Consider the following 26,369-nt stretch of genomic DNA (forward strand, 5'->3'; position numbering starts at 1 on the left):
TATCATGACCTCGATTTCACAATTATTTCCCAGGCAATTGCCCACCAACCAAAATATGTTATCTACTATTATAGCTGATTTGAAAATAAGACGCCCGCCGCAGCTCTTTCCAATAAAAAAGTTGCGGCAAAAATGATTTTGGCCGCAACTTTCTTTACTTTTTAAAACGAAATTTCAAATTCAAAATGATGATCCTGCGTCGCATCGATTTGATAGGCCACTTCTACGTCGCTGCCCCAACTATCGATACCGCCCACCCCACGAACGGCTCCTAAAATACTTAAAACTGTTCGATGTGGTGCCGGTAGTTCTGAATGATGAGTCGCATTCTCCAATTCTTCAGCCGTATATGGTAGACATGAAAAGGCAAACGGTTGAGCGACTGCTTTGAACTTCAAGCCAGTTTCGACTGGCTCACGTAAGCGATTATCTAACACTGCTTGCCGATAAACCGTCACCCAATCGGTAGCCATATGCACACCACAATCTTGTGGCACCAGATAAGGCGTCACAGGTAGCCCGGTGACTTCATACTCACCAGCTATTCCACCGGCCATTCGATCCGGATACGTTTCCCCCGACAAGCCTTGATAAATAAAACGCGTTGCTGGGGTTGGCATGACAAAGCGTAAACCAAAGACTGGTAATGATGATAACCCAGCTTGACCATGATAAGTCACCGCTACACAGATTTTACCACCAGCTTGAATCGTATAACTGACTTCTACCGTCGTCTGCGGCGTCGTGATTGTTTGATAGGTATACGTAATTGTTACTTCTTGGGCTGTTTCTTGACCATTATAGCGATTATTCTCGGGACCAATTGGTAACGGAATCGTTTGACCATCAATCGCCACTGCAATCGATTGACAAGCAATGAACTGATCGGCAGCTAGCCACATTCCTGATTTCAATGGAAATTGATTGCCACGGTCATTATCGGTAGTTGCCCGCCAAAAAGTCGGTTTTGGTGAGCGATAAAGCCATTCTTTCCCTTGAATCCGCAATGATTCTGGGCCGCCCGTTTGATACGAAAAGAGGTAGTGAAAGTCAGGACCTTTAAGGCCTAAAGTCACATCTCCAAAGATCACTGCTAAGCGTTTATTTGTGTTCGCCATAATAGTATCTAACCTCCTGCATTGCTGGTTTTTCGTCGCGGGTAGCAAAAACCAACCCATCCCCTGAAAATTCATAGTCTGATGGGCGGTCATCAAAATCGCCACCATAACGTAATTCACGTTGGCCCGTCACTGGATCTGTCACCAAGAGTGCTTGATCGATGAAATCCCAGATAAAGCCCCCTTGATACAGGTCATATTGTGATAATAAGTCGATATACGCTTGCATGCCACCCAGCGAATTCCCCATATCATGCATATATTCGCAGAGAATAAATGGCTTTTGTGGGTCGTTATCTAAGTAAGCCTTAATCTCAGCCGGTGTCGCATACATCCGACTTTCAACATCCGAAATCGTCGCTTTGTACTCAGGTGCCCGGAAGACGCCTTCATAATGCACTAAGCGTGTTGGATCTTGTTGCTTATAATAGGCGTTCATCTTCTCAAGAACACTACCAGCGTATGATTCGTTGCCTAACGACCAAAAGAGAATTGACACGTGATTCTTAAAGGTTTCAAAATTAGTCCGCGCGCGATCGAGCGTCGCCGCTTCCCATTCATCGTAGGAACCCGGTACGTTCCAAGACGGTTCGACCGCCCCCATCTTTTGCCAAGAACCATGCGATTCCAAATTGGTTTCAGCCATCATATAGAGGCCGGCTTGATCACAACGATTATAAAAGGATAACCGATCTGGATAATGCGATGTTCGGACGGCATTGATATGGTTGCGCTGCATGCAGGCGATATCCCACGCCTCATCTTCAGGCGTAATTGTCCGACCAGTTTCAGGATGCCATTCATGCCGATTGACGCCATTAATCACTAACCGTTGCCCGTTGAGCAACATTACCCGATCTTTAATCTCAATTTTACGGAAGCCAAATGGTTGCTGACTAATTTCAATCGTTTCCCCAGCTTGATCCACAACTTCCAGCTCTAATGTGTATAAATTGGGAGTTTGATTGGACCACGCTTGCACCAATTCGGGCATTTTATAAAGATCGTTAACCTGAGCGGTACTTGTTAAGTCGGCCGTTAAAATGATTTGATGTTGGTCCCTAATGCGTAGCTGAACTCGGTTTTCATCCCCTGAAAATTGGAGGCGGAGTTTCACCTGTCCGGTTTGCTGTGCCACATCATATTCGGGAATCACCCATAAATCTTCCAAATGCGTGCGGGGTTTAGCTAACAACTTAACATCCCGGAAAATCCCGAAGAAGCGGAAGAAATCTTGATCTTCGATGAAAGCCGCACTACTGCGCTTATGCACTTCAACCGCCAAGCAATTATCCGTTTCTTTGAGATATGGCGTCAAATCAAATTCGGACGGTGTAAAACTATCTTCAGCATAGCCGATAAACTGACCGTTTAGCCAAACATACATCGCTTGTTCGACCCCTTCAAAGCGAATGATGACCCGTTGCTTTCTTAAAGCCGGGGTTAAATCGAAATGGTGCAGGTATGAACCGACGGGATTATAATCGGCTTCGCTAAACATGCCGCGGTGTTGCTTGTCATCAGACGTTGCAAACGCAGGACGCCGATAATAATGCCCTTCCCACGGATACATGGTGTTGATGTAGTGCAATTGCTCATAACCCGCCAATTCGATATGTTGGGGCACTGTAATTGGTTCAAAATCTTGCGCATCAAATGCTAATTCATAAAAAGATTTAGGTCGACTCGCCGCATTAACGCTGTAGTGGAATTGCCACGTGCCATTCAAAGATTGTTCAAACGAACTCTGTTGTTGGGCCATTTCGGCCAATGTCGCATAGTAGCGGTGATCACTGTGGGCAGGCAATTGGCCCACTCTGAATACGGCCGGTGTATCTAACCATTGAATATTAGGTTGCATAAGCTTAACCTCCAAGTCTAAATTAAAACGGTTTCATTTTTGAGTATAGAAGTTTGTTACTAGGATGTCAAAAAGAACCCTACACAATTAGTGTCAGGGTTCTTTTCAGACTTTATTCCTGTAATAGATGTAAATCCTTTTTCTTTCTAAAGTAACTGCCCACGCCGACGATGATCCCTGATACACCCCAAATAATGGCTACCGTCCAGCTGGCATCTGTCGGGCGTTGTTGAATAAACGGAATCACAATTGTCAGCCAAATGAACATCCCGACTGCCCAATTGATGCCCCGCCAGACCGAACGGACCTTCAATTGCTTAAGGGCCGCTTGGTAAGTCGGCATATCATAAAATTCAGTCTGATCAACCGCGGCTTTGCGGACCAAACGCGCCGTATAAACGCCGTTAATCAGTTGCGTTAGAATCAAAAAGAAAGTCCCCAACGTCAACATTGCACCATGCGATAAGTCCCAAATTAAACTGACGAACATCAAGATTGTCAGCACACAATAAGTTAATAAGTTGGCCTTTACCAAAATATGATCAATCGTCGCGCTTTGTTGTTCATCGCGCGCCCCCCAATAACCAATTTGTTGTTTCAATAACCACTCTTCAAAACGGTTAAGCATTACGGTCCCCCACCTTCCAAAATAACGTATTTAGATCCGTTTCTAGCACCTGAGCTAACTTAATACATAAAGCCAATGATGGATTATATTTATTATTCTCAATTAAGTTGATCGTCTGGCGCGCCACTTGGACACGTCTAGCCAATTCAGTTTGTGATATCCCGATTGACTGCCGATATTGTCTAATATTATTCATATTCATCCTCTCAAAACTGTCATATATAAATGACTAACTATAGTTTACAATTTTTGCCAGAATTGTCAATTATATGTGACAATTCCAACTAAAAAAAACCACTATCACTAGTGATTCTCTTTTTTATGCTAATGTAAACCCCTGCTTCTTCAAAAAGGCTCCCACTTCTGGGCGACGTGGTTCACTGAAGAAGGCGAGGTTCTTACTCGTCCAATCGGCTTGTTGGCGATTTGATCCCCGATTAGCATAGTAGTCTGCAATTTGTTGATCGTACTGTTTTAAATCCGCAAATTGATCCCGTGGATATTGATTCTGCGCTACTTGATTATGCTGTGGCAGGCGCGGTTTAACTTGATTTTTTGTCTTGGGAATCCCTACCGTTAATCCAAAAAGCGGCACTGTATATTCCGGTAAGCCCAGTAATTCGGCTACCCGCGCAATATCATTGCGAATCCCGCCGATATAACAAATACCGAGTCCTAATGATTCCGCAGCGACCGCCATATCTTCGGCAGCAATCGTCGTATCCACACTGGCCACTAGCAAGGCCTCCATATTTTGAACCCCCGCCAAAGATTGGCCCTGGGCTTTTAAGATTGCAGCTTGCCGGTATAAATCCGCAACGAAGACGTAAAATGTACCGGTCTGATTGACGTAGCTAGCACTATTGGAAATCGTTGCAATTTCGGCGCGCAACGCGACATCCGTCACTTCAATAATTGAAAAAGCTTGAACGAAGTTAGAAGACGAACCACTCTGGGCCGCCGCAATTAATTGCTGTTTTACCTCAGCGTTCAAGGGTGTTGCTTCAAAATCCCGAACAGAAACATGTTGTTGCATTTGTGCGATTAAATCAGACATTGATAAACTCCTTATTCCATAATAATCTTAGCAGAACGCTGTCTTATTTTAGCACTTAATAACGCATTAAAAAATACACTAGCATTATCACCAGTGTATTTTTATAACTTCTTTATTGAATTAAAAGGGCATTTTTTTCAATTCGTTTCTGAATAATTGGTAAGTTATCGGTTGAGATACTCTTAACCCCATCTTCATCTGTATTTTTCGAATCAATATTCAATACGTTATCTTCTAGTGTTAAATCCTTAATCCCATAACTCTTGTATTGTGTTGTTTTTTCAACAGCTTCTAACTTAGGAATATCCGTCACTTTATACAACGTCAAAATCGTTATTTTAGGTGTTGGCACGCTGCTATTAACTGATACCAATGATGTGTCGCGTTCATTATCGCTACTACCATAACTCATATCAATATTGGTATTATCACCATTAACCATCGCATACGTATGGATTTTCTCGACCTGGTAGGTATCATACTCACCATTTTTATTTTCGTTATGCATGAATGCTGTATTCAATTTAATCACATCATCCATATTACTAATTTGGGTAATGTCTGTCAGACCGGTTACCTTAACCGTCACCTCGTGCTGACCTACAAATGCCGTCCCTTCATCAGCGTCATATAAACGATAAACATTAATTTTTACAGTGTCCCTGTTTTTCAAGTGACCGTTATGTTTAATCTTAATCGTCTCGTTACCATATTGTTTACTTGTTATTTTAGCCTGTCCGAAACCATCATAACCCACAAATTTAACCTTTAAGTGCGCCATAATATCCTTTGCTTTAACCACTTTGACTTGCTTCAAACCTTTAACTGTATATTCTTTTTCAAACGGCTGCACCTTAATTTCTTTTAGCGGTACTCTCACGATTAATTTTACTTTATCACCGTTTGACAGATTCCCATTTGGTATGAAGTTAATCGAAACCATTTTTGCCAAAGAGGCTGCCTTGCTAGCCTTACTAAAAATATTCATGAGATTATTGAGGCCCGTTCTTTCAGCTTGATCAATTTCACGATTACTAAGTCCTCTTTTTTTACCGATATATTCAAACATATTTTTGGTTACTATCTGCTGATTGTAACTTGCGGTACCATGCCCGTTGTAGCCTTCAAAAGACACAACGATATCCTTTGAAACATCGTATTTCTGATGACTACGCCAGACTGAAAAGCCACCGATAATCACGACTAGTGCGACTAGCGCTAACCACCATTTACGATCAATTCGTTTTAATTTTGCCATTAATTCAGCCATCTACGCTAACACTCCCCCGTTAATTCTTTCGTAATCGCTCACTAGTACTAAAGAAGGAGCTGGGACAAATCGCAATTTGTGCCAACTCCTAATGATATTTGGCCAATAAATTGGTCAAATTAATTAAAATGTCAATGCTGACGCGATACCACCCAGCACACTCATAATAATAAAAATAACAAAAAATGAAATAGCCGTGCCAGCAATCGCAAATCCCCGTGGTTTCTTAAAAAGACCAACAATTGAGAAAACTGCGCCTAATAACCATAGCACAATATCCACTCCTGGAATCCAAGAGGTACAAAAGGCCACCAACGCTAAAATAAACCCTGCTAATCCTAATGAATTCTTTTCTTCTTTTTGAACCACCTGATACGTGTTACCATTATGACCATTATTCCCGTTTTGATTATTATCCATTTAACGACTCCCCCTAATTATGCGCCATCCTAAAAACATAAAAAATGTAATGACTCTTGTTCGTTATATATTTTAGCACCTCAACATATAAATGTATACCTATTTTTACGTAAAAAGTAGCATTAAAAACACATTGCGCGATAAGTAGTCAAAAAAAGAACCCTGACAAAATAATTCTTGTCAGGGTTCTGCTATTGTTACCAGTGAATTTCTGTAAAAATCTTCGGGCCTTTACGCATCTTAGTCCGATCATTTTTAGCGACATCGGTTTGTTTAGACTTCCCGCCGCCCTTTTTTTGATCGATTAAGGCTTGCATCTTTTCTTTTTGCTTTTGATCCATCTTCTTAATCCCACCTATTCTATTCCTATCAGCTTACCACAGTTTATAGTACTACGGCACCTATTATTTTTGAATTGCTGGTATTAATAAGTCGGTGACTGCCTGAACTGAGAACGGATTTTGCCCAGTTACTAACTGCCCATCTTGAACAGCGAATGACTTATAGGCCCGCTTTTTAGTGAATTCAGCGCCGTTTTGAGTGGCCACTTCTTCATTTAAAAATGGGACGACGTTCTTCTTACCTGCCAGTACTTCTTCGGCGGTCGTGAAGCCCGTCACTTTTTTGCCAGCAATCACAAACTGACCTGCTGCATCTTTTAATTGTAAGAGTCCCGCAATACCGTGACAAACTGAAGCAAGGTAGCCACCTTGTTGATAAATTGCCCGTGCAATCGCTTGAATCTCAGTATTATCCGGGAAGTCCCACATGACACCATGGCCCCCTGTATAATAAATCGCTGCATAATCCGCCGGGTTAACGTCGCTCGGTTTCAATGTGGCAACTAAGCCACGTTGCACATAATCCGGTTGCTCATAGATCGCCAAAATGGCTCCATCGGTATACTTCATCCCGCGTGGATCAAGCGGCACAAAGCCCCCTTTAGGACTGACAAAGTCATAGTCGATGCCTGCCTTTTGCATTTCTGCGACAAATTCTGCCGACTCACCCAACCATAAACCCGTGGGATCCGTTGTCCCTTGATACCGCGTGACGTTGGTATGCACGATTAATACTTTTACCATTTTAAAAAGCCTCCCGAAACTAGTGATGTGGGTTTATTAAATCATTACTGGGAATGACTGTCAATTGACCGCTCTTATTTTCTCCATAATAATCCAAACAACGTTTTGAACTGATTTTTAAAGGACAGCACATCATTAAAAATATCCTCGCCATCGTTGAGCATTTTGACCGTCAACCAACCAAGCGTTTCAGTAATTGACATCGCAACCGTTGCGTTAATCGCTGCCCCAGTGACTGTTCCGACAACTGGCACAAGCTTCAAGATATTCCCGACAGCGCTGCGACCTAACCCAACTAAGACTAATTCCTTCGACAAACTTTTACCGAGACTCGCCGACCAAGATTGGCCGAATAATTTGTGTAACCGGGCCATCATGGTTAATTGAACTGGGACTAATAGGAAGGCATCCGAAAATGGAATTGGCGAACAGCCGATAATCGCTGCTGTTAACGAGGCCGCGTGAATAATGTTATGAGCCTGTTGCCGTTTTTGATTATCAACACCGACCAAGAAGTCGGCAAAGACGCCATTAAACTGTGACCGACTCTTGGCCATCGTCTTTTCTGCTAACGCTTTGGACTGGTTGAAAGACTTGGCAATGATTGCCGCTGATTGTCGGGGTAACTTCTGCAACACTTCCGTAAAGAATGAATCGAACTCTGGATTATCATCCTGGTTCTCTTGCCGCTTATCAAATAACTTCTTCATTACGCCGCACTCCTTATCTGATTAACTAATACTGCTACTTTAAGCTGATTATATAATATTGAACCGGACTTCGTCTATCGAGCGGAAGGCTGACTTTTTACTAAATAAAAACAACTCATCACTAGTTGTCATGAGCTGCTTCTTACGTAATCATAGCTTACTGTTTATCCGCGTCGTTCAAGGTTTCATTGGCCTTTTCAATTAACGAGACAAATTGAAGGATACTCTCCATTTGTTCATCCGTTAAGCCCCCCATTTTAAAGGGCAAATCATCAGAAATACTCAATAAATAGTCCGCTGACGTATCCAGAATACTACAAATACTGACTAGCGTTTCTAGGGATGGGTATGACAGCCCCTGCTCATAAGCCGAAACGGTCCCCTTGCTGACCCCTAATCGTTGTGAAAGCTCTAATTGGGTGAGCCGCTTTGCTTTGCGGACCGCCTTCAATCGCCCACCGAAAAAATTAATTGTCATAAAATTAAACCTCCGTTTAGCGTAGCAAAACGACGTATAAATATTATATGTATTAAGTGCATGCTACATTGACACTTTCGAGGTTAATTGTTACTATTAACAGCATAAAGTGATTGTTATACTAGTAATATAGCCAACTTATCGTCAACTAGCTTAACAGACTTTAAAATATCGTAAAATTATTTTGGGGGGAATGAATGATTACAAAATCAAAGCAACAGACTTATTCACTAGCATGTTACCGTGAAATAGCTAACAAAGATTGTGGTGCCACAAGGTCTGTCTCTTAATTGAACACAATTCAACCAGATACTGTCAAATATATTGCCAGCATCAGGAAGTATTAGCATCAATAAGCATAAATTATCTATCTAACTCGGGGGAGTATTAGACAATGAAAAAGCATTTAACTGTCATTATGAGTGTCACAGCCACATTAATGTTAGCCGCTTGTGGGCCAGCACCAACGAAGACCCCACAAACTAGTCACAGTAAGGCCGCTCAGGTCGCTTCAACACATCAGCCAAAATCGACGTCACAAAACACAACGTCGCGTGTTGCCAAGAAAGAAACGACCAGCCAAAGTACCACGGCTAAAAGCAGCTCAGCAACATCACAAACACCGGCAAAGCAAACTGGCATGAATCTCACTCAGATCCAAGCGGGCGATTATAGTAGTATCGCCGGTCAATGGCAGTTGAGTCGTCGCCAAGCTAAAGGTCGCGAAATGACAATCGACAATGCCAAACCTTTAGCGATTACCAACAATCAACTCACATCAGACAGTATAACGCTCAGCAAAGCTGGCTTAAAAGACAACGCCGGTTTGCATCCAGTCAATTTCAAAACGACTAATGGCCACCTAGCCGCCCTATTAGCGAATTCAGTTGCCATTAATTGGTCTGTCACCTTCTATCCAATTGGTACCAGCACCGAATACGGCCTTGAAGCCGGCAATACCACCAATTCGAAAAACGTGATTGTCATCTGGACCAGCAACATGTCATTGACTGACGTCTATGTGCAAAGTTAAGCGATGGTCATCAAAAAAAGACCGTTCAAGTTTAAAACTTGAACGGTCTTTTTTGGTGCTAATTAACTTTGTAGTAAACAGCTGCTGCATCAACAGAAGTAGCACTCGCTTGCGTGCCAACCGAAATGATTTTATCTTGGTTAACGTCGCCATCGGTTAAATCACCCATCGTGCCTTTAGGTAAGAATGAAATCGTTAGGACTGCACTTGGAATTGTACTCCCTAAAGTAAAGACGCCATCTTTTTCCCCTGATTTTAATTGTTGTTCGTAGGCTTTAGTCGTTGTGCCACCTAAATATGGTACATCTTGCGGTCTACCATCTTGGCCATCTAATCCCGGAATATCAATTTCCTGTCCGATTACCGTTGCGGTTCCCTTATGGTCTAAGATATCCGAAAATTGCATCATTTGATCCCTAATGACAATCTTTCGACCCTCACCATTTTGCCAAGTGCCATTCAGACTCGCATAGTTACCGGTTTTAACCTCTTCGTAATTCATGGCTTGGGCTTGCTTAGGCAAAGCTTTGGTTGCCGTTTCTGATGATGTTGATGATACTGTTTCCTGAACAGCTTCTTCTTTAACATATTCCTTATTTGCTTTAATCGTCGTTTTGATTTGTTGCGTCATTTTTTTCAATCCTTGTGTCGTATACACGGTTGACCACTGCTGATTAACGTCAGCCAATAAGGCTTGTAGGCGGTCATTTTTGCTCGTAACAGTCTCAGTACTAACAGCCTTGGATAGTGTATTAGCCTTTAATACCTGCTGGTTTTGATTTTTAAAGACGCCTTGGCCCATTGTAATCGCGACATGATAGGCCTGATTAACCTTGCTACTCTGATTATCTTTTTGATGGTAACGGTCAGCTGCCGTCACCATTTTTTTCAGGACTGTTAATTTCTGTGCATCCCCTTGCGCCTCATTAAACGTCTTAACGTCCTTTTGAATATTATCTAATTGCGTCGTGATTTGCGCTTCTTTTTGCTGATCCTGGTACCGCGTATAACCCCAAACGCCACCAATGACCACGATGATTAAAATCACGACAATCCATACTTTATGCTTCACAACTATTCCCCCTCATAATTGTCTATGCAATTGATTATCCACTAATTAGGAACCGATTTCAACGCTGATTTGTTGAGTTTTTAAGGACAGTTACTTCTTCTTAATCTCATCCCATTTAAATAAGACACTATGCCTGTTCAATTAACGCTTCAAAAAACTTTATTTCTCCTAGATTCAATAAATGATCTTTATAGAATTACAAAGTTTCATAAATATGAATATTAAAGATTTTAGAGGTTCTTTTACTCTAGCGTTCCTAAATCAATACTCTTATCTAAACGAATTGCAATATCCCCATACTCATCTTTTATACCGCTAAGTTGATTCTCAAAAACCTCCTTTAATAAATCTTGCTTTTCATTAACCGATTCCACTCTCCCGTTATAATCCTTCAATAGATCAACATCTACCATATTTTCAAAATTATCGCGCATCGCATATGAATAACCTCGGCTTCCTTCAGTTATACCAACTAAATCGCTCAATATTCTAAAATATGTCTCCTCATTCATACAGTACTGTAAATATTCTTTATACTGACTAGAAGCATTTATTTTTTCCAAATAAAAATAAATCTGCAGTGCGTTTAATCTAATGTATATATTACGTTCAAATAGATTAACTTTCTGACTCAATATTCTTTCAATTGAATCTTTAAACTCAGCATCAATATATTCAAGTTTTTCTTTGTTATCTCTTCGCACTGAATGTTCAAACCAATAACGGATATCCGACACCATAGTAAGATACTTAGGTTCGAAAATATAATCGTGAAATAAGTTTTCAAATTCATTCTGTTCTGAGCCTTCCAATAATTCTGAAATCACAAGAGCAAGCCTATTCTTAGTGCTCAAAATTAAAAATCCCTTAAAATCTTCAAACATAAAATAGTTCTTTAAGAATAATTCCCCTCGTATATATCTTTGTTTTGACGACATCTCTTCTACGTATAGAGAAAGATTTGAAAGATATTCTATCTGTACATCTTCTTCTAAATCTAATATTGAATCGATTTCATGTTGTATACTTTCCTGTGTTTGATGTTTTTCAACAAAACTACTTACTAAATCAATCATATTTGCATCTGGATTTGTATCTTTTGTAAAGTATAAATCAAAGAACTTCCCGCTACTGATTCTTTTGTTTTTTTGAATATTCTGGTATACGGGATTGTTCCTACCATCATTAATAGTATTCTTGTAATTAGCCTTATATTTGAGGTAATTCTCTACAAACGGAAATGAAAGTTGTAGCAATTTTCCAGTCAAATTATCTTCAATACCGATATTTTTAAATAAATCATTCATTTCTTGGTCAATTTTCTTCGAATTAACATACTTAAAACTATTTTCCCAACCTATATCACTCGATATAAAATAGCTAGGATTACGATAAATATCTTCGTATAAAGTCCCATCATAAATTCGAATAAACTCAATGACCAAATAATCAATAATTGTAATTTTTCTAGCATTTAAAACAAATGGGATAATACTTGAATTCAGAAATCTCTTGAAATCTCTAAGCCCCACTTGATTATCAGAAAGAATTTTCGAAAATTTATTAACTTCCTCAATATTGTATTCTATATGCTTACTATCAAGTAGATTCCTAATGGTTCTACTGTAGATATTATTTCTATCAGATTTCTTCACTGGTGGCATTACAAGTTTTTGCTGAATTATTTTATCTAAATATTTAGAACTAATATTTATACTTCTTAATCCATTTTCTAACTCATCTCGATCATAAGATAGTATGACGATTAAATTATGGAAATTTAATATATTATTCACAATGTTAAGCACTAAATAGACACTATCAGGTTTTAATCTATCTAAATTATCAATTATAAATAGAATCTTTTTTCCTTGTCTATCAATCATGTAATTGATATCAGAAGTAATATTTGAGATATAATTCTGTTCAACATTCTCTATTGCGTTGATAATAGGATTTACATATTTCTTCCCCAAAACTAATTCACTAGTTGTTTTAATGAAAATATCAATTTCTCTTCTCGAAATATCAAGATTAGATTGCATTAAGATAGTATTCAACAAATTTCTTAGTAAAGATTCCTTACTTTCCGATAACCACGGCTCAAAATCGTCAATAATTATAAAGTCATCATCTTTAATTTCTTCTATTAAATTATTGAGAAATGTTGTTTTTCCTGATCCCCATCTGCCTTCCAAAGATACCACAAACTTTTCACTAGATGTGTAGTTTTTTAAACTTGTTAATAGGTTTGTCACTAAACTACTTCTATTGAATAAATCGTACCCTACGGCATCTTCCCTAACGAAAAAAGGGACAGTACAGTCTATTTTATTATCAAGAATTTGCTTCAAATCAACAACTGTAGATTTTTTTTTGCGCAACTCTTTTCCTACATTTATATCTCTTATCAAAAGAACTATTCCTAGTAGCAATATAAATATTTCGACGTAATCTATGTTTTTTGTTGCTTTACTATATTTTAAAAAGGCGGTAACCCGAAATAAGATTAGCGTAGAAAAAGAAAATACTACAAAAAAATCAACTCTATTTACTAACGGAGATAGTATATTTTTGAATATCTTATATTTCATAATAAATAAAAATATAAGAACACCACCTAGTATAAAAATAACGTTTAGAACACTTCCAGGTAACGTATGTATTGAATTTGAAATAAGATTTTTATTGTCTAAAAATACTAACACTGCAGCCATTATCGTTCCTAGAATGAACGTATTAACAAAACCATATTTCTTATTATATGTAATATAATATCTATTTAACGCTCTTAGTTTTGATCTAATTTTTTTTAGAATTTTAGTTCTCCCCTTTTGACAGATATAATGATACCCAAGTTTCTACCTTCACAAGTATATTTTATATTTTTGTAAACCTCAATATCCCTACAGAATTTAACATCCATAAATAACTCACCTATATATTACATAAAAAAAACACCCCACAACCATAAGTTGTGGGGTGTTTTGCAAAACCGAATAATATCGGATTGATATTAACGTTTTGAGAATTGACTTGCTTTACGAGCTTTCTTAAGACCTGGTTTCTTACGTTCCTTCATACGAGGGTCACGTGTTAACATGCCAGCGCTCTTAAGAGCTGGACGGAAGTCAGGGTCAACTGTCAATAGGGCACGTGAAATACCGTGACGGATTGCACCAGCTTGGCCTGAGAATCCACCACCATTAACGTTTACCAAGATATCATAGCTATCTGTTGTTTCAGTAATTGTTAAAGGTTGTTTCATATCTAAAATCAAGTTAGCAAATGGGATGTAATCAACAACGTCTTTGTTGTTGATAGTGATTTTACCAGTACCTGGTACTAAACGTACACGAGCTACTGAGTTTTTACGACGGCCTGTACCGTTATAAGTTACTTGAGCCACTATAGTTTCCTCCTTAAATAATGTCCGTAATGTCTAAGACTTCTGGATTTTGTGCTTGGTGTTTGTGTTCGCCACCAGCGTAAACGTGTAACTTCAAGAATTGGTTGTGACCCAATGAGTTCTTAGGTAACATCCCTTTAACTGACATTTCAATTAAACGTTCTGGGTTGTTTTCACGAATTTCGCCAGCAGTACGAGTTTTCAAACCACCAGGATGATTACTATGGTGATGATATAACTTGTCGGTTGCTTTGCGACCTGTTAATTTAATTTTTTCAGCGTTGATGACGATGATGTTATCACCTGTATCAACGTTAGGTGTAAATGTTGGTTTATTTTTACCGCGTAAGATAGAAGCGACTACAGTTGATAGACGACCTAATGCAATATCTGTTGCATCGATCACATACCATTTACGTTCTACTTCGCCTGGTTTAGCCATGTAAGTTGTACGCACGATTTATTCCTCCAATATTCTGTGTTTGTTTGACACTCAATAAGTTTCCGGGGCCTATCGTGGGGCAAACAATACCAGATACTATAGTACCGTAATTTTCTAATTAAGTCAATCGAATCTCGTATATTTCCAGTCTATTTATAATAAACTTCTTTTAAATACAAACCGCTTGCTGGCGCGGTTGAGCGCGCCTGTTGCCGATCTTTAACTTCATACAATCGTAAAAAGTCATGCACGTCGCGACGACCATTACCGATTTCCAATAAAGTGGCCACTAAGATGCGGACCATATTATATAAAAAGCCATTGCCGTGGAATTCAAAAACGAGTTCGTTTTCAGCTGCGTTGTATTCAACGGTTGCTTCATAGATCGTTCTCACTTTATCCTTGATCACCCCGCCAGCGGCCGCAAAACTCGTATAGTCATGCGTCCCCATCACATCAGGCAAGGCCGCCTTAATCCGTTCAACATCGATAGGATATGGATAGTGACCCGTATAACGCCGTTTAAACGGATTGGTGTAATGGCCTAGGTCAACCCGGTACATATAGCGCTTGCCGACCGTTGAAAAACGGGCATGAAAATCATCATCTGCCAATTGGCTATCAACGACTTCCATATCTAACGGTAAAAGGCTGTTTAAGGCCCGTAGCATGCTTTTAGCAGGGAGTGCAGACGGATAGTCAAAATGCACAACTTGACCCATAGCGTGGACGCCAGAGTCGGTTCGGCCGGAACCGTAAACTTGAATATCAGCGCCCTTACTCATCTTAGTTAGCGCCTTTTCCAAGGTGCCTTGAACAGTACGTTGCTTAGGCTGGACTTGAAAACCGGCAAAATCAGTCCCATCATAGGCGACCGTTACTCGATAGCGTTGTGTCATCATTTCTCCTCTTACTTCACAAAATCATTATTTCTATAATAGTCAATTTTCTGAAAAGTAGCAACCCTCCTTCCTATAATAGATAGCAAAAAAACCATTCATAAAAATGAATGGCTTTTTTAACGATTAACCAATTTGATACAATACCTTGCGCAATGCAGTATATTTCTCTCTACCTTCTCTGGTTACCTCGAGCTGCACTGTCCGTTGATCATCATCTATGTTGTGGGCCTTCATTATATAGTGCTTGTTTTGTAAAGCATTCAACTTACGTGAGGCGGCAGGTGGTGACGTATTAAATTTCTTTGCGATTTGCCCAGGTCGGTTATTACCGAGTTCAATAATCTGCTCCAAAACAAGGAACTGATCGTAGGTTAAGCCATATTCTTCACTCGCTTTGTTCAACTGGCTAATCTTTCGTTGTGCGTCAAGATACCACTCACTGATACTTAGAATTTCATTTTGCTCTGCCATTTTTGTTCCTCCTAAGCCTAGGCACCTTCATTTAATACCTGCTTCTGTGTTATGATAGCTATGTATGTAAAAGTGACCGGTAGTTGGTTTTCGAAGGCAAACTACCGACCACTTTTATAAAAATATTTTTTAAGAGCTTTAGTCTAATCTGTTTCAGATTGGATTAAAGTTTTTTTATGCAACTGTTGAGCTCAATGTCCATGTTAAGTTTGCTTTGTAGATAGCATTTGTAACTTGTGCACCTGAAGGCATTGATAATGTAATATTTTCTGGTGTCCAACCAAAGACGTTAGCACCTTGACCTTCGCCATCTTTAGCTTCAGCTACTTTAATGTCTGCACCACCAGCAGCTAATGGTGTTGAGAAATTATTTGTAATTGATGAAACTTTAGCTACTTTTGGTTGTGTAGGAAGAGCTGCTAAATCAGCTGTATAAGTAGCATCTTGTTTGTCTTTTGTTAATTCAGCCACTTTTTGTGTTTGACCGTATTGTGTGTTGTTAAATGATAACTTAGCCCCTGTAATTGTTTCAGCAGTTGGTTTTGATGGGTCAGAATTATCCATAGCTGTTAAAGGATCTACAGATTTAACTGATAATACCCACTTACCAGCTACAGAAGTTGTCCCTTCCCAGAAATCACTTGTTGGATCTGTTGTATTGTTAGGGTTAGCAGCATTGCTCTTAGAATCTTTACGTGTTACTTGTTTATCAACAACAGTTGCCCAAGCAGTACCATCGACATGACCAGCTTTTAAGTCTGCATCATCTGTATTTAAAACAGCTGTTTGGTTAGTCTTACCGCCTTCGTAACTTGCTTTAAGGTTATTTGTTGGTAATGATGTATTCTTACCATCAGCAGTAAAATCTAATTTTGAGTCATCTAAAATTTTGTGGTTACCAAAATCTAGTGTATGTGGCACCATTTGGAGACGTAAGTACCCTGTATTACCGTTGTCACTATTATCACCAAATGAAATCCCAGCAATTGTCTTGTCAGTTTGTGGTAATTTTGTACCACCATTATCATTTGATTGAGCATCTTGTGAACCTTGTTGTGATGTTGCAGCAAATGATGCAGTTGGTGCCATAAGTGAAAGTAATGTTGCGCCAGCCAATACTGAGCTTGTTAATTTTGTGAATTTCATGAGAAATTCCTCCCTAGAATTTTTAGCGCATTAAGCGCGTTTTTATTATATCACTAATATCATATATAGTCAATATAATATTTAGTGTTTATAACCTTTTTTTGTGTAATGCGTTTAAAACCCGTCTGACAACTACATTGTAATCGTTGTATAGACGTTGTAGCTATGGTAAACAAGGGCCGCCATAACGCCAGTCCCAATGAGTGTGATTGTTAGTATCGTTACCAGCGCAATCATGCCCCATTTCGTCTTTTTATAACCAAATTTATTTACCATTTTCTGCATGAAGATCCCTCTTTCGTTTTCTAACTCGGTATACTCTAAAGCAGAGGCTACCGATTATCACTAAAGCAATTGCGATGCCACCCAGAATCCAATTACGATTTCTGAGATAAGCAGCGTTCAGACTGTTAATATATTTAGCTTGCGACGCCGTGATTAAAACATCCTTATGAATCGTCTTGGTATATCGACTATTCTGTGTCGTTAAAGTCATATCATATGTGCCTGGTACCAAACGCTTTCCCCCAAGCAATAGATCCATATAGAAACTCGTATTTGGTGCCACCTTACCGTTTTTCACAGATGTCGTATATTGAATAAATTGCCATTTCTGATTCTGCAATTTGATTTTAATTTTTGCCTTTTCTAAATACATCGGATCAGGATTATTAATTTTGACACTAATCGCTGCCTTGCTAGCTTTAGTGAAACGCGTCTTAATCGACGGTGACTGCAAGTATTGATAGTCTCGCTTTTGCACCTGCTGATCATTCAAAATTAACCCAATCGCATACCGGTAAGCATTTTTAATAGCTGATTTTTGATTAAATTGGTCAGCACTTAGATTAATCGCCGTCGCTTTAGTCCCCTTAAAACTATCATTTGTTTTAATCTTAATGGTAATCCGTTTAGTGGCACCTGCTGGCAAACTTGTTTTTTTAGGAACAGACACCAACTGGCTTCCTGGTTTCTTCAAAAGATGTTTGTCAATCGAATGAGAACCAAGATAATCAACCGATGCATTGTCATTAGTTGTCGCATCTTTGACCTGACCATAAATATTAATTGTATGTTCAGTTGGGTTATAAACCTTAATTCGAACCGTTTTTGTCTGGTTAGCCTTAACATGTAAGTTAAAATAACCTAACCGTTTACCACCAATATTGTCCTTCGGCAATTCTGGCATCAACATAAATGTCGCTTTATTAGCTGCTGGAAGCTTAATGGTACTCTTCTTTTTAGCCGCCTGTACTTGCCCAACTCCTAGTGTCAGTACCACGCCAACCAGCATGGTCATTATTAATACATAACGCCAGTATTTCCGCATGGCATTAACCAATCCTAATAACTTTATAAAGACCATATGCTGCAACCAATAATAAAACCCCATTAGCTGCCATCATATACAACCATTTATTAGTTGGTCGTTGAATTGAGCGCTTATTTAAATTAGCAGCTGCTTCCTTCGATACCTTTAATGTTTTTTTAAACGTCCAAGACATCGGCAACTTATTCCAGAGGTTCTCCCCAGTTACTTTAACCGAAACTTGATACGTTCCAGCCTTCATGTTGTTATACTCCCATGAAATTGGCAGGGTCACAGATGAATTAGGCGCAATACTTGAACCTTCTTTTTCATAAAGGCGTTTATCAGAGAAAATCCCTTTTTTCGACACAACCGCTTTAAAATGTACGTTCTTCAAAACCATCGGCTGCGGGTTACGGAGCTTGATCCCCATCGCAGGTCGGTTATTATACAAAATCGGCTTAGTGGAATCGTATTTTAACTCTGGGTACACCTTATAGTGCGATCCCCGTAAAACAACACTAATCATATAAGCGTAATTACTCGAAATCGTTTGATCAGATGTTTTATTATCACGATATTCAATAAAATGCCAACCTCCAGAAATCATACCGTTAAAATTTTCTTCCGGCATCTTAATTTCTGCTTGAATCACCGTTGTTTCCTGTGGTCCTAAATGAAGCACACGATCTGATTTTCGAACAGCACCAATTGTTGTTAACGGAATCTTCGCACTGGGATCCAACCCCTTAGTAGACGTTTGAAATTTCATATCGCCGCCCATTTGAGTCATCCCATTTTGAAATTCATTCTTAATAGTAATTTTCTTATCGGTGAAATTTTGAACGCGCATCTTAATGGTATGTGTCGTCCCCGGTTTGAACTTAACATCAAAATAGTTCAAACTCGTATCCACTTGACCGTCGGGCATAATTGGTTGAATTTCAAAATCCGCTTTTTCTGTACCAGAAGCTGCCTGTACTTGCTGTGATAGAGCAAAGCCCCCTATCACACCGAAAGCAAGCCCTAAAATAATATTTTTTAATAATCGTTTTCTAAACACGATTTTCTTCCTCCTATGGTGCAACCGTTAATGTCCAATCTAAAGTCGTTGTATAGGTTGTATTATCCCGTTCAGTCGTTTCTGGGACATGTAAGCCAATACTGATATCGGCGTTTTTCTTATCACCAAATTGATAATACCAACTACCTTTACCTTGGTCATCACTGTAACGGTTAGTTTCACTACTCTTATCTTTATTAAGATCGACATCTTGGAAGACACCCGACTTAGTATAAGTCATCAAATTCTTAACTGTATCACCGGTCTTTAATTCAAAATGATTAATTGAAGACATCGCTTGCGCCGGAGTTGTGTTACCAGCATCTGCAATAACATTACCGTTCTTAAACTGTAGCTCCGCGTCTTTTAAGACTTGTTTGCGATCGTCCATAAATGGTTTTTCTTGCGTAACTTGCAATTGCCATGAATCTACACCGTAGTGATCAGTTACTTTAACAGCTTGTGGTGTCTTGTGATCTTCTAGATAGTAGGTACTATCCGTTTGTGTCCGGTTATGCGTCCCGAAGTCCCAATAACTAGGCGCTTCTACTGAAAGCATCCGTTTGTAATACCCATAAGTAATCGTTCGAACCTTATCTGTAAAGACAGGATCATCCTTGTAGGCTTTAGACCAATTAGCATTTGTCAAATCGGTATCTTCCGTTACAGCATGAATCGTGTAACCTTCGATAATCTTAGGTGCTACTCGTGCCGAGTTAACAGTCGATAGCTTAGTACCTGACGTTCCTTTTTCATCAACCTCACTAGCAATATAAGTTGGATGTTTCAAATCATTATCTTCTAAATCAACATAGCGGATAATGATTTCGCCAACATTCTTCTTCAAATTCAATATCGTTTGATTGAAGGTCATTGTATTACCAGCAATTAATGCATTTTCAGTCCCAGTTGATGTCGTTTTAGTTTCCGTTAATTCGTCCGCTGTTAGTTTGGCATCATTTGTAACTACTTTATCCGCTGCCAATGTATTATCATCAACACTAGCCGTCACTTGCATCTTATAGCTGATAGTTGCCATATATCCTGGCTTCAACGGTTGTGATAGTGTAATCGTCTGATGATCAGCACTGAATTTAGCATTTGTATCTGTCGTTTCATTCGTCCCATCGGCTTTGCTGATTTTAACAATCAGTGGGTAATCTTTACCAGTATCGGGGTCACTAAATGAAAGCTTGTCCGATTTTTTCATCGTAATCGCATTAACTTTCATGTTAGTAATGTTCCCGGTATTATCGTCTGCTGCTGTTACCTTGTAACGATAATCAATGACATCCCCTTTACCGGCAGTTGTTTCTACACGGTAACCATCCTTATCAGGATATTTAGGGTCAGTGGATGTTGATGTATCTTCCGTTGTCATATTTTTGAGCGTTTGTTCAAGTTTAACTTCTTTTTTATTCCGAATTTTCAACTTCGACTGGTTAGCTTTTGTCTTATGTTGGTAATTAGCAACCGTCTTATCCGTTAAATCACCGGTTAAATTGTCAGCGTAGAAGTTGGCATCATTCGTAACATCTTGCGTTTTAGCATTGTCTTTGATCTGTACTCGATATTGGACCATTACCTTTTTATCTGCATCAAGTGGATTCTTCAAAGCAATGCCTTTAAGCGTTGCTAACGTATCTGATACCGCGGAGCGTATAATTGTCCCGCCATAACTAATTTGAATCTGTTTATCTGGATACCCTTCAAGTGATACTAATGCCAAATCATCTGGCACATTCATCGTGATGTCTTGAATAGCAGCATTTACTAAAGCAGCATCGTTTGTATACTTCCCTGACGTACTGTCAGTTGGCAATGTAATATCAAAACGATAGCTGACATAATCGCCAGGTTTCCCCGTTGTTTCGGCTTTACCATCTCCAAAACCAGGACCGTTCCAAGCTTGTCCAGGAAGTGCAGTTGCTGGATTTCTGATAAATTGTTGAATGGTTGCACGGTTCGTTTGTGGCACCACGTTCAATTTTGTTTGATTAAACGCTTGTGAATTACCAGCCGTATTATCCAAACGCGTCGCCGTCAGATTACCATCATTAAAGATAGTCTTGGTCTCATTAGTCTTAATCTGCATGAGATAAGTAACCTTGAACGACTTCTTAATTGTCGGTGCAACATCGATACTATTACCAGTCATGTTCCCATTACTCATCACAACCGTGTCATCAACCGTGATGTTCATTGACTTCTCAACGAAAGTCATCATATCGGTGGCGTCGACCGCATTCGCTTCAGTCAACTTGATATTCTTAATGGCAACTTGTTTAAGATCTTCAGTATTACCAGTTGTCGTTTCACCCTTGAATGTGTAGCGGATTGTATCGCCCATCTTCCCGGACGTTTCAACAGCTTCTTTAGTCGTTGCATCATTCTTATCATTACTTGGTGTTGTCGTATTACTAATTGTTTGTTTTAGATTTGAAACTTGCGCCTGTGTTTTCTTAATAATCAAATGTGTTGCATTAGCCGGAATCAAATGACTCGGATCTGTTGGCTGATTTCCTGGGAAAGTACCGCTGCCAGTTAAATTGCTTGCGTAGAAGTTAGCGTCGTTTTGCACATCGACAGTATCGTCCATAATTGGTTCTAGTGTAATTTTCATTTGATATGAAATAACAATTTGTTGGTCAACGCCGTTAATTAGCGTCGAGGCAATCTTCACAGTACCATTCTTATTATTTAGAAAGTCTGTTTCTGATGGTGCCGGTGTAATTGGCTGACCATTAATCGTCGCCTTTAAAGTCCCTGAAACTAAATCCAACCCAAATGGTACGTTACTCATATTATTATTGATATCTTTTAACTGTGCATCTAATAGCGCTGCGTCATTCCCCTTTGGCACATTGATGGTGAATTGGTAATTAATCAAATCACCCATGACCCCCGCTGATTTAGTATCATCCCCGGTTGTATCCATTGTTGGCCGAGTAATATTATGAACTGTTTGTGTAACGGTTGCCGTATTATGTTGTGCAATAATATTTAAATATGCCTTATTGAAAGGAACATCTGTATCAGCTGAAAGACCGTCACCTGTAGAACCAGATTGGATATACTGATCACCTGCGACAGCTGTATCTTTAATAGTTCTTTCCAGATAAACTTTGACAACATCGCCAGCCTTAATACCCTTGCCACTAGCTAATGTCACCATGTAACTATCTTCGCCTGAACCACCTAGCGTTGCAGCAATCGGCGTATCACTTGCGCCTGTCGTCACTTTCAAGTTAGTTGGTGCTGTTAATTGATCAGCTTTTTGAATCCCGATTGCCTTCAAAATTTGCCCTTCAATATCAGCGGTATTATTTGACTTTGCTGTAAATGAGAATTCATAAGCAATTTCATCACCGATTTTACCTTCGGTTACAGCCTTAGGATCCTTCGCATCATCATATTGCCAATCTTCACCAGTTGTTTTGTTCTTAATTTTTTGTTTCAAATCTTCAACTTCACGTTGATTCTTAATGTGTAAAATTGATTGATTGGCTGCGGTTTTGTGCGTCTTATCAATGACTGTTGAAGTTGCTGGCATATCGCCTGTTAAGTTTGATGCGTAGAAGTTCGCGTCGTTGGTAACATCTTGCGTATAGGCAGTCTGACTAATCTTCGCACTATACTCAATTGTTACACCCTTACCCTTTTCTAGTGGGTCAGCTATCGCCAGTTCCGCGTTGTTACTAATTGGGTTACCACTTATATAGATAGGCGTTTCACCATCGATTGTAATTTTCACTTGCTTCGTAGCATCCGCAGAGCCTTCTGGATTAACTAATGACATCCCGCCTGATTCTTTCATCGTAATATCTTTCAAGGCAGTTGCCGCTAAAGCAGCGCCATTTTTTGCACCAGGTGCAACCTTGAATTTATAATCGATGATATTCCCAGGAACGCCACTTGTTTCAGCCTTATCATCACCAATACCAGGGCCCTTCCAAGTTTCGGCAGCAATACTTCTGTTTTTAATGAATTGTTGGATAGCAGCTGTATTATTAGCAGCGGTTATAGTGATAACAGCCGGATTAAATGGATAGCCATCCGGCACTAAATTATGGCCGACAGGGTCAGCGGTTAAGGAAGCAGCCTTTAAATAACCGGGTTGTAAATAAAAGCCACTTTTATTAGCCGTTCTCTCAAAGGTTACTGTGACTGTCTCACCTTTTTTAATCGGTGTATCAATTTTAATGGCATAAACACCAGCGGTTGAACCCTCAACAACCGTACCATCCGTTGTTGTTGAACCAACCGTCACCTTAGTGTTAGTTGGTGCGCTCAGCCCGGCGTTAACGGAAATCGCATTGATTGAAGCATCCGTAATACTTGCCGTATTTGAATCTTTAGCTTTGAAAGAGAAACGATAACCAACTTTATCACCCACATGGCCTGTAGTTGTCGACATATCCTCTACAATCGGTTGCCAATCTTCACCCGCTGTATCGTAGTTCTTGATTTCTTGTTTCATATCCTGCACTTCACGGACAGGATCTGGGACTTTAACGTGTCCGAAGGCCTCATTACTGTCCCAACCTTCCGCTTTTGCACCAGCCGCTTTAACAACATCTAAATGTGCGGTATTGGCGATTTTCGCATACGTATGTTTGACACCCTTATCATCCGTTGCCGTCACAGTTGGTAGACTGCTTAAATCGGCATCGGCTGCAACTGATGTTTCAATCTTCATATTATACGTTTTAGCGTAGTTATCTTCCTTGCCCAAGAAATCAGCCTTCGCCTTTGCCGTCACTTTGTTACCAGTCGTATCAATATCAAAATTGGCGGTTACATCCGTTACCCCATCTTGCATAATCGTGACTTTATCAACTTTTAAATTCTCATTGATCGGATCGGTTAGTTCAAACTTTTCCGTTGGATGGAAGGTACTAATCGTGCCACTTTCAGCTGTACCATGTTGTGGGTTTTTAATTGTACTCCCACGATATGGTAACGTCGCAACAACATTATAGTTAATATTATTGTCATCCCAATCTTGATTCCATTCATCGCCATCACCTGACTTTCCAGGTGCAGAGAATGCCACCGGTACGAGCGCTGATGCTAGAAAATCTAACCGTTGCCAATCAGAAACTGCATATTGAATTGATTGCGTTTTACTGAACGTAACGGTCGCCCAAGCATCTGTATTGTCGGGGTTAATAACTTCGTTATTGTCCCCCCATTCGTCACCGTTATTAGCAGATCCCCCGTTTCTGTCAGTATATTCTTTATTCCCGATATTATTAACAATCACGGTTGATGGATCCATTCCTGGCCCGAAAGTCCCTTTTAACGTACTCTTAGTGACTTGATTATTTGTAACGTAAACGCCTTGAATATTGCTATCTTTAGAAAATTGTAAAAAATCGCGGTGATCTAAATCGGCAACCGTTAAGAAGCCAGATATGCTAATCGGTTTTTTAGTTTCATTATCGTAGAATTCTAACTTGACCGTTGCCAACTGACGATACTGTAAATAGGCTTTTGGATCTTTATCTAAAATACCACCTGCTGAAGATTTTATCTTAGTCGTTCTAAAACCACCGGGTGCTTGAAATGAGCCATTGATCCCCAACATATCTTGTCGATTTTGATTACCTTTATTAGTGCCACGGCCGAAATTAAAACCCCAATTAGTGATATACGTTGTATCCAAAGTAGTACCATTAGGATCACTATAGCCTTGCGTTTTCCACTGAGGCCAATCATTATACCAACCGTGCTTTTCAAGGCCTACAAATTTCTGTTTAATGTCAATCCAATGTTGTTTCCCATTTCCATCCCGAAAGGCCATGACTTTTGTATAGTAGATATAATCTTTATCACCGTCTAATCCATTACCATTTATAAAATCTTTACTCGACTTTGTCTGACCATAATCCGTTTCAGTCGAAACACCTGGGATAAAACTTGGAAACGCGTTATTCGGATAAGGAATTTCGTTGTACGAATCATCTGGTTTTAAGGTCCCCGATGCATCAGCAATCGATGTGTGCGCATTACCAGCTGAATCGTAGTTAACAGTGATTACGCCTTGCTGTGATGATAATGTCTTACTGAAATCAGGATACGTATACGGATCCGTTTCAGTAATTGCTCGTGGTTGAATCAAAACAGACTTAACTTGTTTCTTCGATGATGCTTTTTTTTCACTACTTTTCTTAGACTCGCTCTTCTTAGACGTTTGTTGTTCACTAGACGATTGAACAATACTTTGGCTACTGCTACGAAGTTGCGAAGAGCCACTGACTTGCGTAATTGCTTTAGTGCTATCTATTATTTTAGATGTCTTCACACTATCATCGCCGTCTTGCGTTGATGAGGTCGCTAATACAGCACCTAGTGATTGAACAACCGTTGTCATCAATAGGAAAATTATTAATAAACTATAGATAATTCGCTTCTTCATGTTAAATACCCTCCCGTAGTGCTCTGTTACGTCATGTAACCGTCTGCGCCATTCTTAGGACTCACCCTAACTGCTACAGCGCTAGTTCAAATATTTTAAACAAAAACCATAACTCTTGAGTTATGGTTTTATTCGAAAAGCAATTATTAGCCAAGCGCAATGAACACCCCCGTTAACAGAACAAGCTGTTAATTTTTATAAAGCCCGTTAGAATAACATTAAAAAAAATAGATAATTACATTAATTACCTTGCACGCTATTAAACAATGGTGTAAACTAACTCTAGAGTTAATGATTCACAAATCAAGAGTTGCGGTTTTTATTTTTATTAATTAACAAATTCTTTCTACGTTAAAAACATAGCTATAATCGTTATAAATTAGCCCTTTTAATTCTAAATTCCCATTTTTACTAATTATAGAATTAAAAAATAACAGCTTATTATAAGCGTTAAATCAATCACATACCGGCTAT

The 26,369-nt window shown here is 39.4% G+C and carries 20 protein-coding genes and 1 pseudogene; 1 reads left to right on the forward strand and 20 read right to left on the reverse strand.

What is annotated here, in order from left to right:
• Nucleotides 1-161: 161 nt before the first annotated feature.
• The 10 genes from C0213_09365 to C0213_09410 all read right to left on the reverse strand — a co-directional run bounded on the left by C0213_09365 (nt 162) and on the right by C0213_09410 (nt 8,627).
• Nucleotides 162-1,118: a beta-galactosidase small subunit gene (locus C0213_09365; GenBank protein ID AUX12616.1), complete on the reverse strand. Its 957-nt coding sequence runs from the start codon at nt 1,116-1,118 to the stop codon at nt 162-164.
• Nucleotides 1,102-2,979, reverse strand: a complete 1,878-nt coding sequence (locus tag C0213_09370; GenBank protein ID AUX12617.1) for a beta-galactosidase — start codon at nt 2,977-2,979, stop codon at nt 1,102-1,104. Before C0213_09370 ends, C0213_09365 begins: the two co-directional genes overlap by 17 nt.
• A gap of 112 nt (nt 2,980-3,091) precedes the next feature.
• Nucleotides 3,092-3,607 carry a hypothetical protein gene (locus tag C0213_09375; GenBank protein ID AUX12618.1) on the reverse strand — a complete coding sequence of 172 codons (516 nt, stop codon included), beginning with the start codon at nt 3,605-3,607 and terminating at the stop codon, nt 3,092-3,094.
• Nucleotides 3,600-3,803: a transcriptional regulator gene (locus C0213_09380; GenBank protein ID AUX12619.1), complete on the reverse strand. Its 204-nt coding sequence runs from the start codon at nt 3,801-3,803 to the stop codon at nt 3,600-3,602. Before C0213_09380 ends, C0213_09375 begins: the two co-directional genes overlap by 8 nt.
• A 123-nt stretch (nt 3,804-3,926) precedes the next feature.
• On the reverse strand, nt 3,927-4,664 hold the full coding sequence (locus C0213_09385; GenBank protein AUX12620.1) for an oxygen-insensitive NADPH nitroreductase: 738 nt from the start codon (nt 4,662-4,664) through the stop codon (nt 3,927-3,929).
• A 112-nt stretch (nt 4,665-4,776) separates the two neighbouring features.
• Nucleotides 4,777-5,934, reverse strand: a complete 1,158-nt coding sequence (locus C0213_09390) for a hypothetical protein (protein ID AUX12621.1) — start codon at nt 5,932-5,934, stop codon at nt 4,777-4,779.
• 123 nt (nt 5,935-6,057) lie between these two features.
• Nucleotides 6,058-6,303, reverse strand: a complete 246-nt coding sequence (locus tag C0213_09395; GenBank protein ID AUX12840.1) for a hypothetical protein — start codon at nt 6,301-6,303, stop codon at nt 6,058-6,060.
• Between the two features lie 455 nt (nt 6,304-6,758).
• Entirely contained in the window at nt 6,759-7,439 is a 681-nt protein-coding gene (locus C0213_09400; protein AUX12622.1) for a type 1 glutamine amidotransferase domain-containing protein, read from the reverse strand.
• Nucleotides 7,440-7,513: 74 nt separating this feature from the next.
• Nucleotides 7,514-8,149, reverse strand: coding sequence for a GTPase (locus C0213_09405; GenBank protein AUX12623.1), 636 nt, complete (start codon nt 8,147-8,149; stop codon nt 7,514-7,516).
• Nucleotides 8,150-8,306: 157 nt separating this feature from the next.
• Nucleotides 8,307-8,627 (reverse strand): XRE family transcriptional regulator, encoded by a 321-nt coding sequence (locus tag C0213_09410; GenBank protein ID AUX12624.1) that lies wholly within the window; start codon nt 8,625-8,627, stop codon nt 8,307-8,309.
• A gap of 394 nt (nt 8,628-9,021) precedes the next feature.
• Here C0213_09410 and C0213_09415 point away from each other — a divergent pair, with 394 nt between their 5' ends.
• Entirely contained in the window at nt 9,022-9,660 is a 639-nt protein-coding gene (locus C0213_09415) for a hypothetical protein (protein AUX12625.1), read from the forward strand.
• 58 nt (nt 9,661-9,718) lie between these two features.
• On the opposite strand, the pseudogene C0213_09420 reads toward C0213_09415, so the two are convergent.
• The 10 genes and pseudogenes from C0213_09420 to C0213_09465 form a co-directional block, all read right to left on the reverse strand.
• A pseudogene (locus C0213_09420) lies at nt 9,719-9,934 on the reverse strand (hypothetical protein).
• Between the two features lie 1,040 nt (nt 9,935-10,974).
• A complete protein-coding gene (locus C0213_09425; GenBank protein ID AUX12626.1) occupies nt 10,975-13,449 on the reverse strand; it encodes a hypothetical protein in 2,475 nt (824 codons plus the stop codon).
• Nucleotides 13,450-13,748: 299 nt separating this feature from the next.
• On the reverse strand, nt 13,749-14,141 hold the full coding sequence (locus C0213_09430) for a 30S ribosomal protein S9 (GenBank protein AUX12627.1): 393 nt from the start codon (nt 14,139-14,141) through the stop codon (nt 13,749-13,751).
• 13 nt (nt 14,142-14,154) lie between these two features.
• The gene (locus C0213_09435) at nt 14,155-14,598 is read right to left on the reverse strand and encodes a 50S ribosomal protein L13 (GenBank protein AUX12628.1); all 444 of its coding nucleotides are present in this window, start codon (nt 14,596-14,598) and stop codon (nt 14,155-14,157) included.
• A 134-nt stretch (nt 14,599-14,732) separates the two neighbouring features.
• A complete protein-coding gene (locus C0213_09440; protein ID AUX12629.1) occupies nt 14,733-15,482 on the reverse strand; it encodes a tRNA pseudouridine(38-40) synthase TruA in 750 nt (249 codons plus the stop codon).
• Between the two features lie 126 nt (nt 15,483-15,608).
• Complete coding sequence (locus tag C0213_09445; GenBank protein AUX12630.1) at nt 15,609-15,956, reverse strand: MarR family transcriptional regulator; 348 nt, start codon at nt 15,954-15,956, stop codon at nt 15,609-15,611.
• A 174-nt stretch (nt 15,957-16,130) separates the two neighbouring features.
• Complete coding sequence (locus tag C0213_09450; protein ID AUX12631.1) at nt 16,131-17,102, reverse strand: cell surface protein; 972 nt, start codon at nt 17,100-17,102, stop codon at nt 16,131-16,133.
• A gap of 265 nt (nt 17,103-17,367) precedes the next feature.
• Nucleotides 17,368-18,495 (reverse strand): hypothetical protein, encoded by a 1,128-nt coding sequence (locus C0213_09455; GenBank protein ID AUX12632.1) that lies wholly within the window; start codon nt 18,493-18,495, stop codon nt 17,368-17,370.
• A complete protein-coding gene (locus C0213_09460; protein AUX12633.1) occupies nt 18,437-19,474 on the reverse strand; it encodes a DUF916 and DUF3324 domain-containing protein in 1,038 nt (345 codons plus the stop codon). Before C0213_09460 ends, C0213_09455 begins: the two co-directional genes overlap by 59 nt.
• A gap of 13 nt (nt 19,475-19,487) precedes the next feature.
• Complete coding sequence (locus C0213_09465) at nt 19,488-25,895, reverse strand: hypothetical protein (protein AUX12634.1); 6,408 nt, start codon at nt 25,893-25,895, stop codon at nt 19,488-19,490.
• Nucleotides 25,896-26,369: the final 474 nt, after the last annotated feature.

This window comes from Latilactobacillus sakei, assembly GCA_002953655.1.
In the GTDB taxonomy this organism is placed as follows: domain Bacteria; phylum Bacillota; class Bacilli; order Lactobacillales; family Lactobacillaceae; genus Latilactobacillus; species Latilactobacillus sakei_A.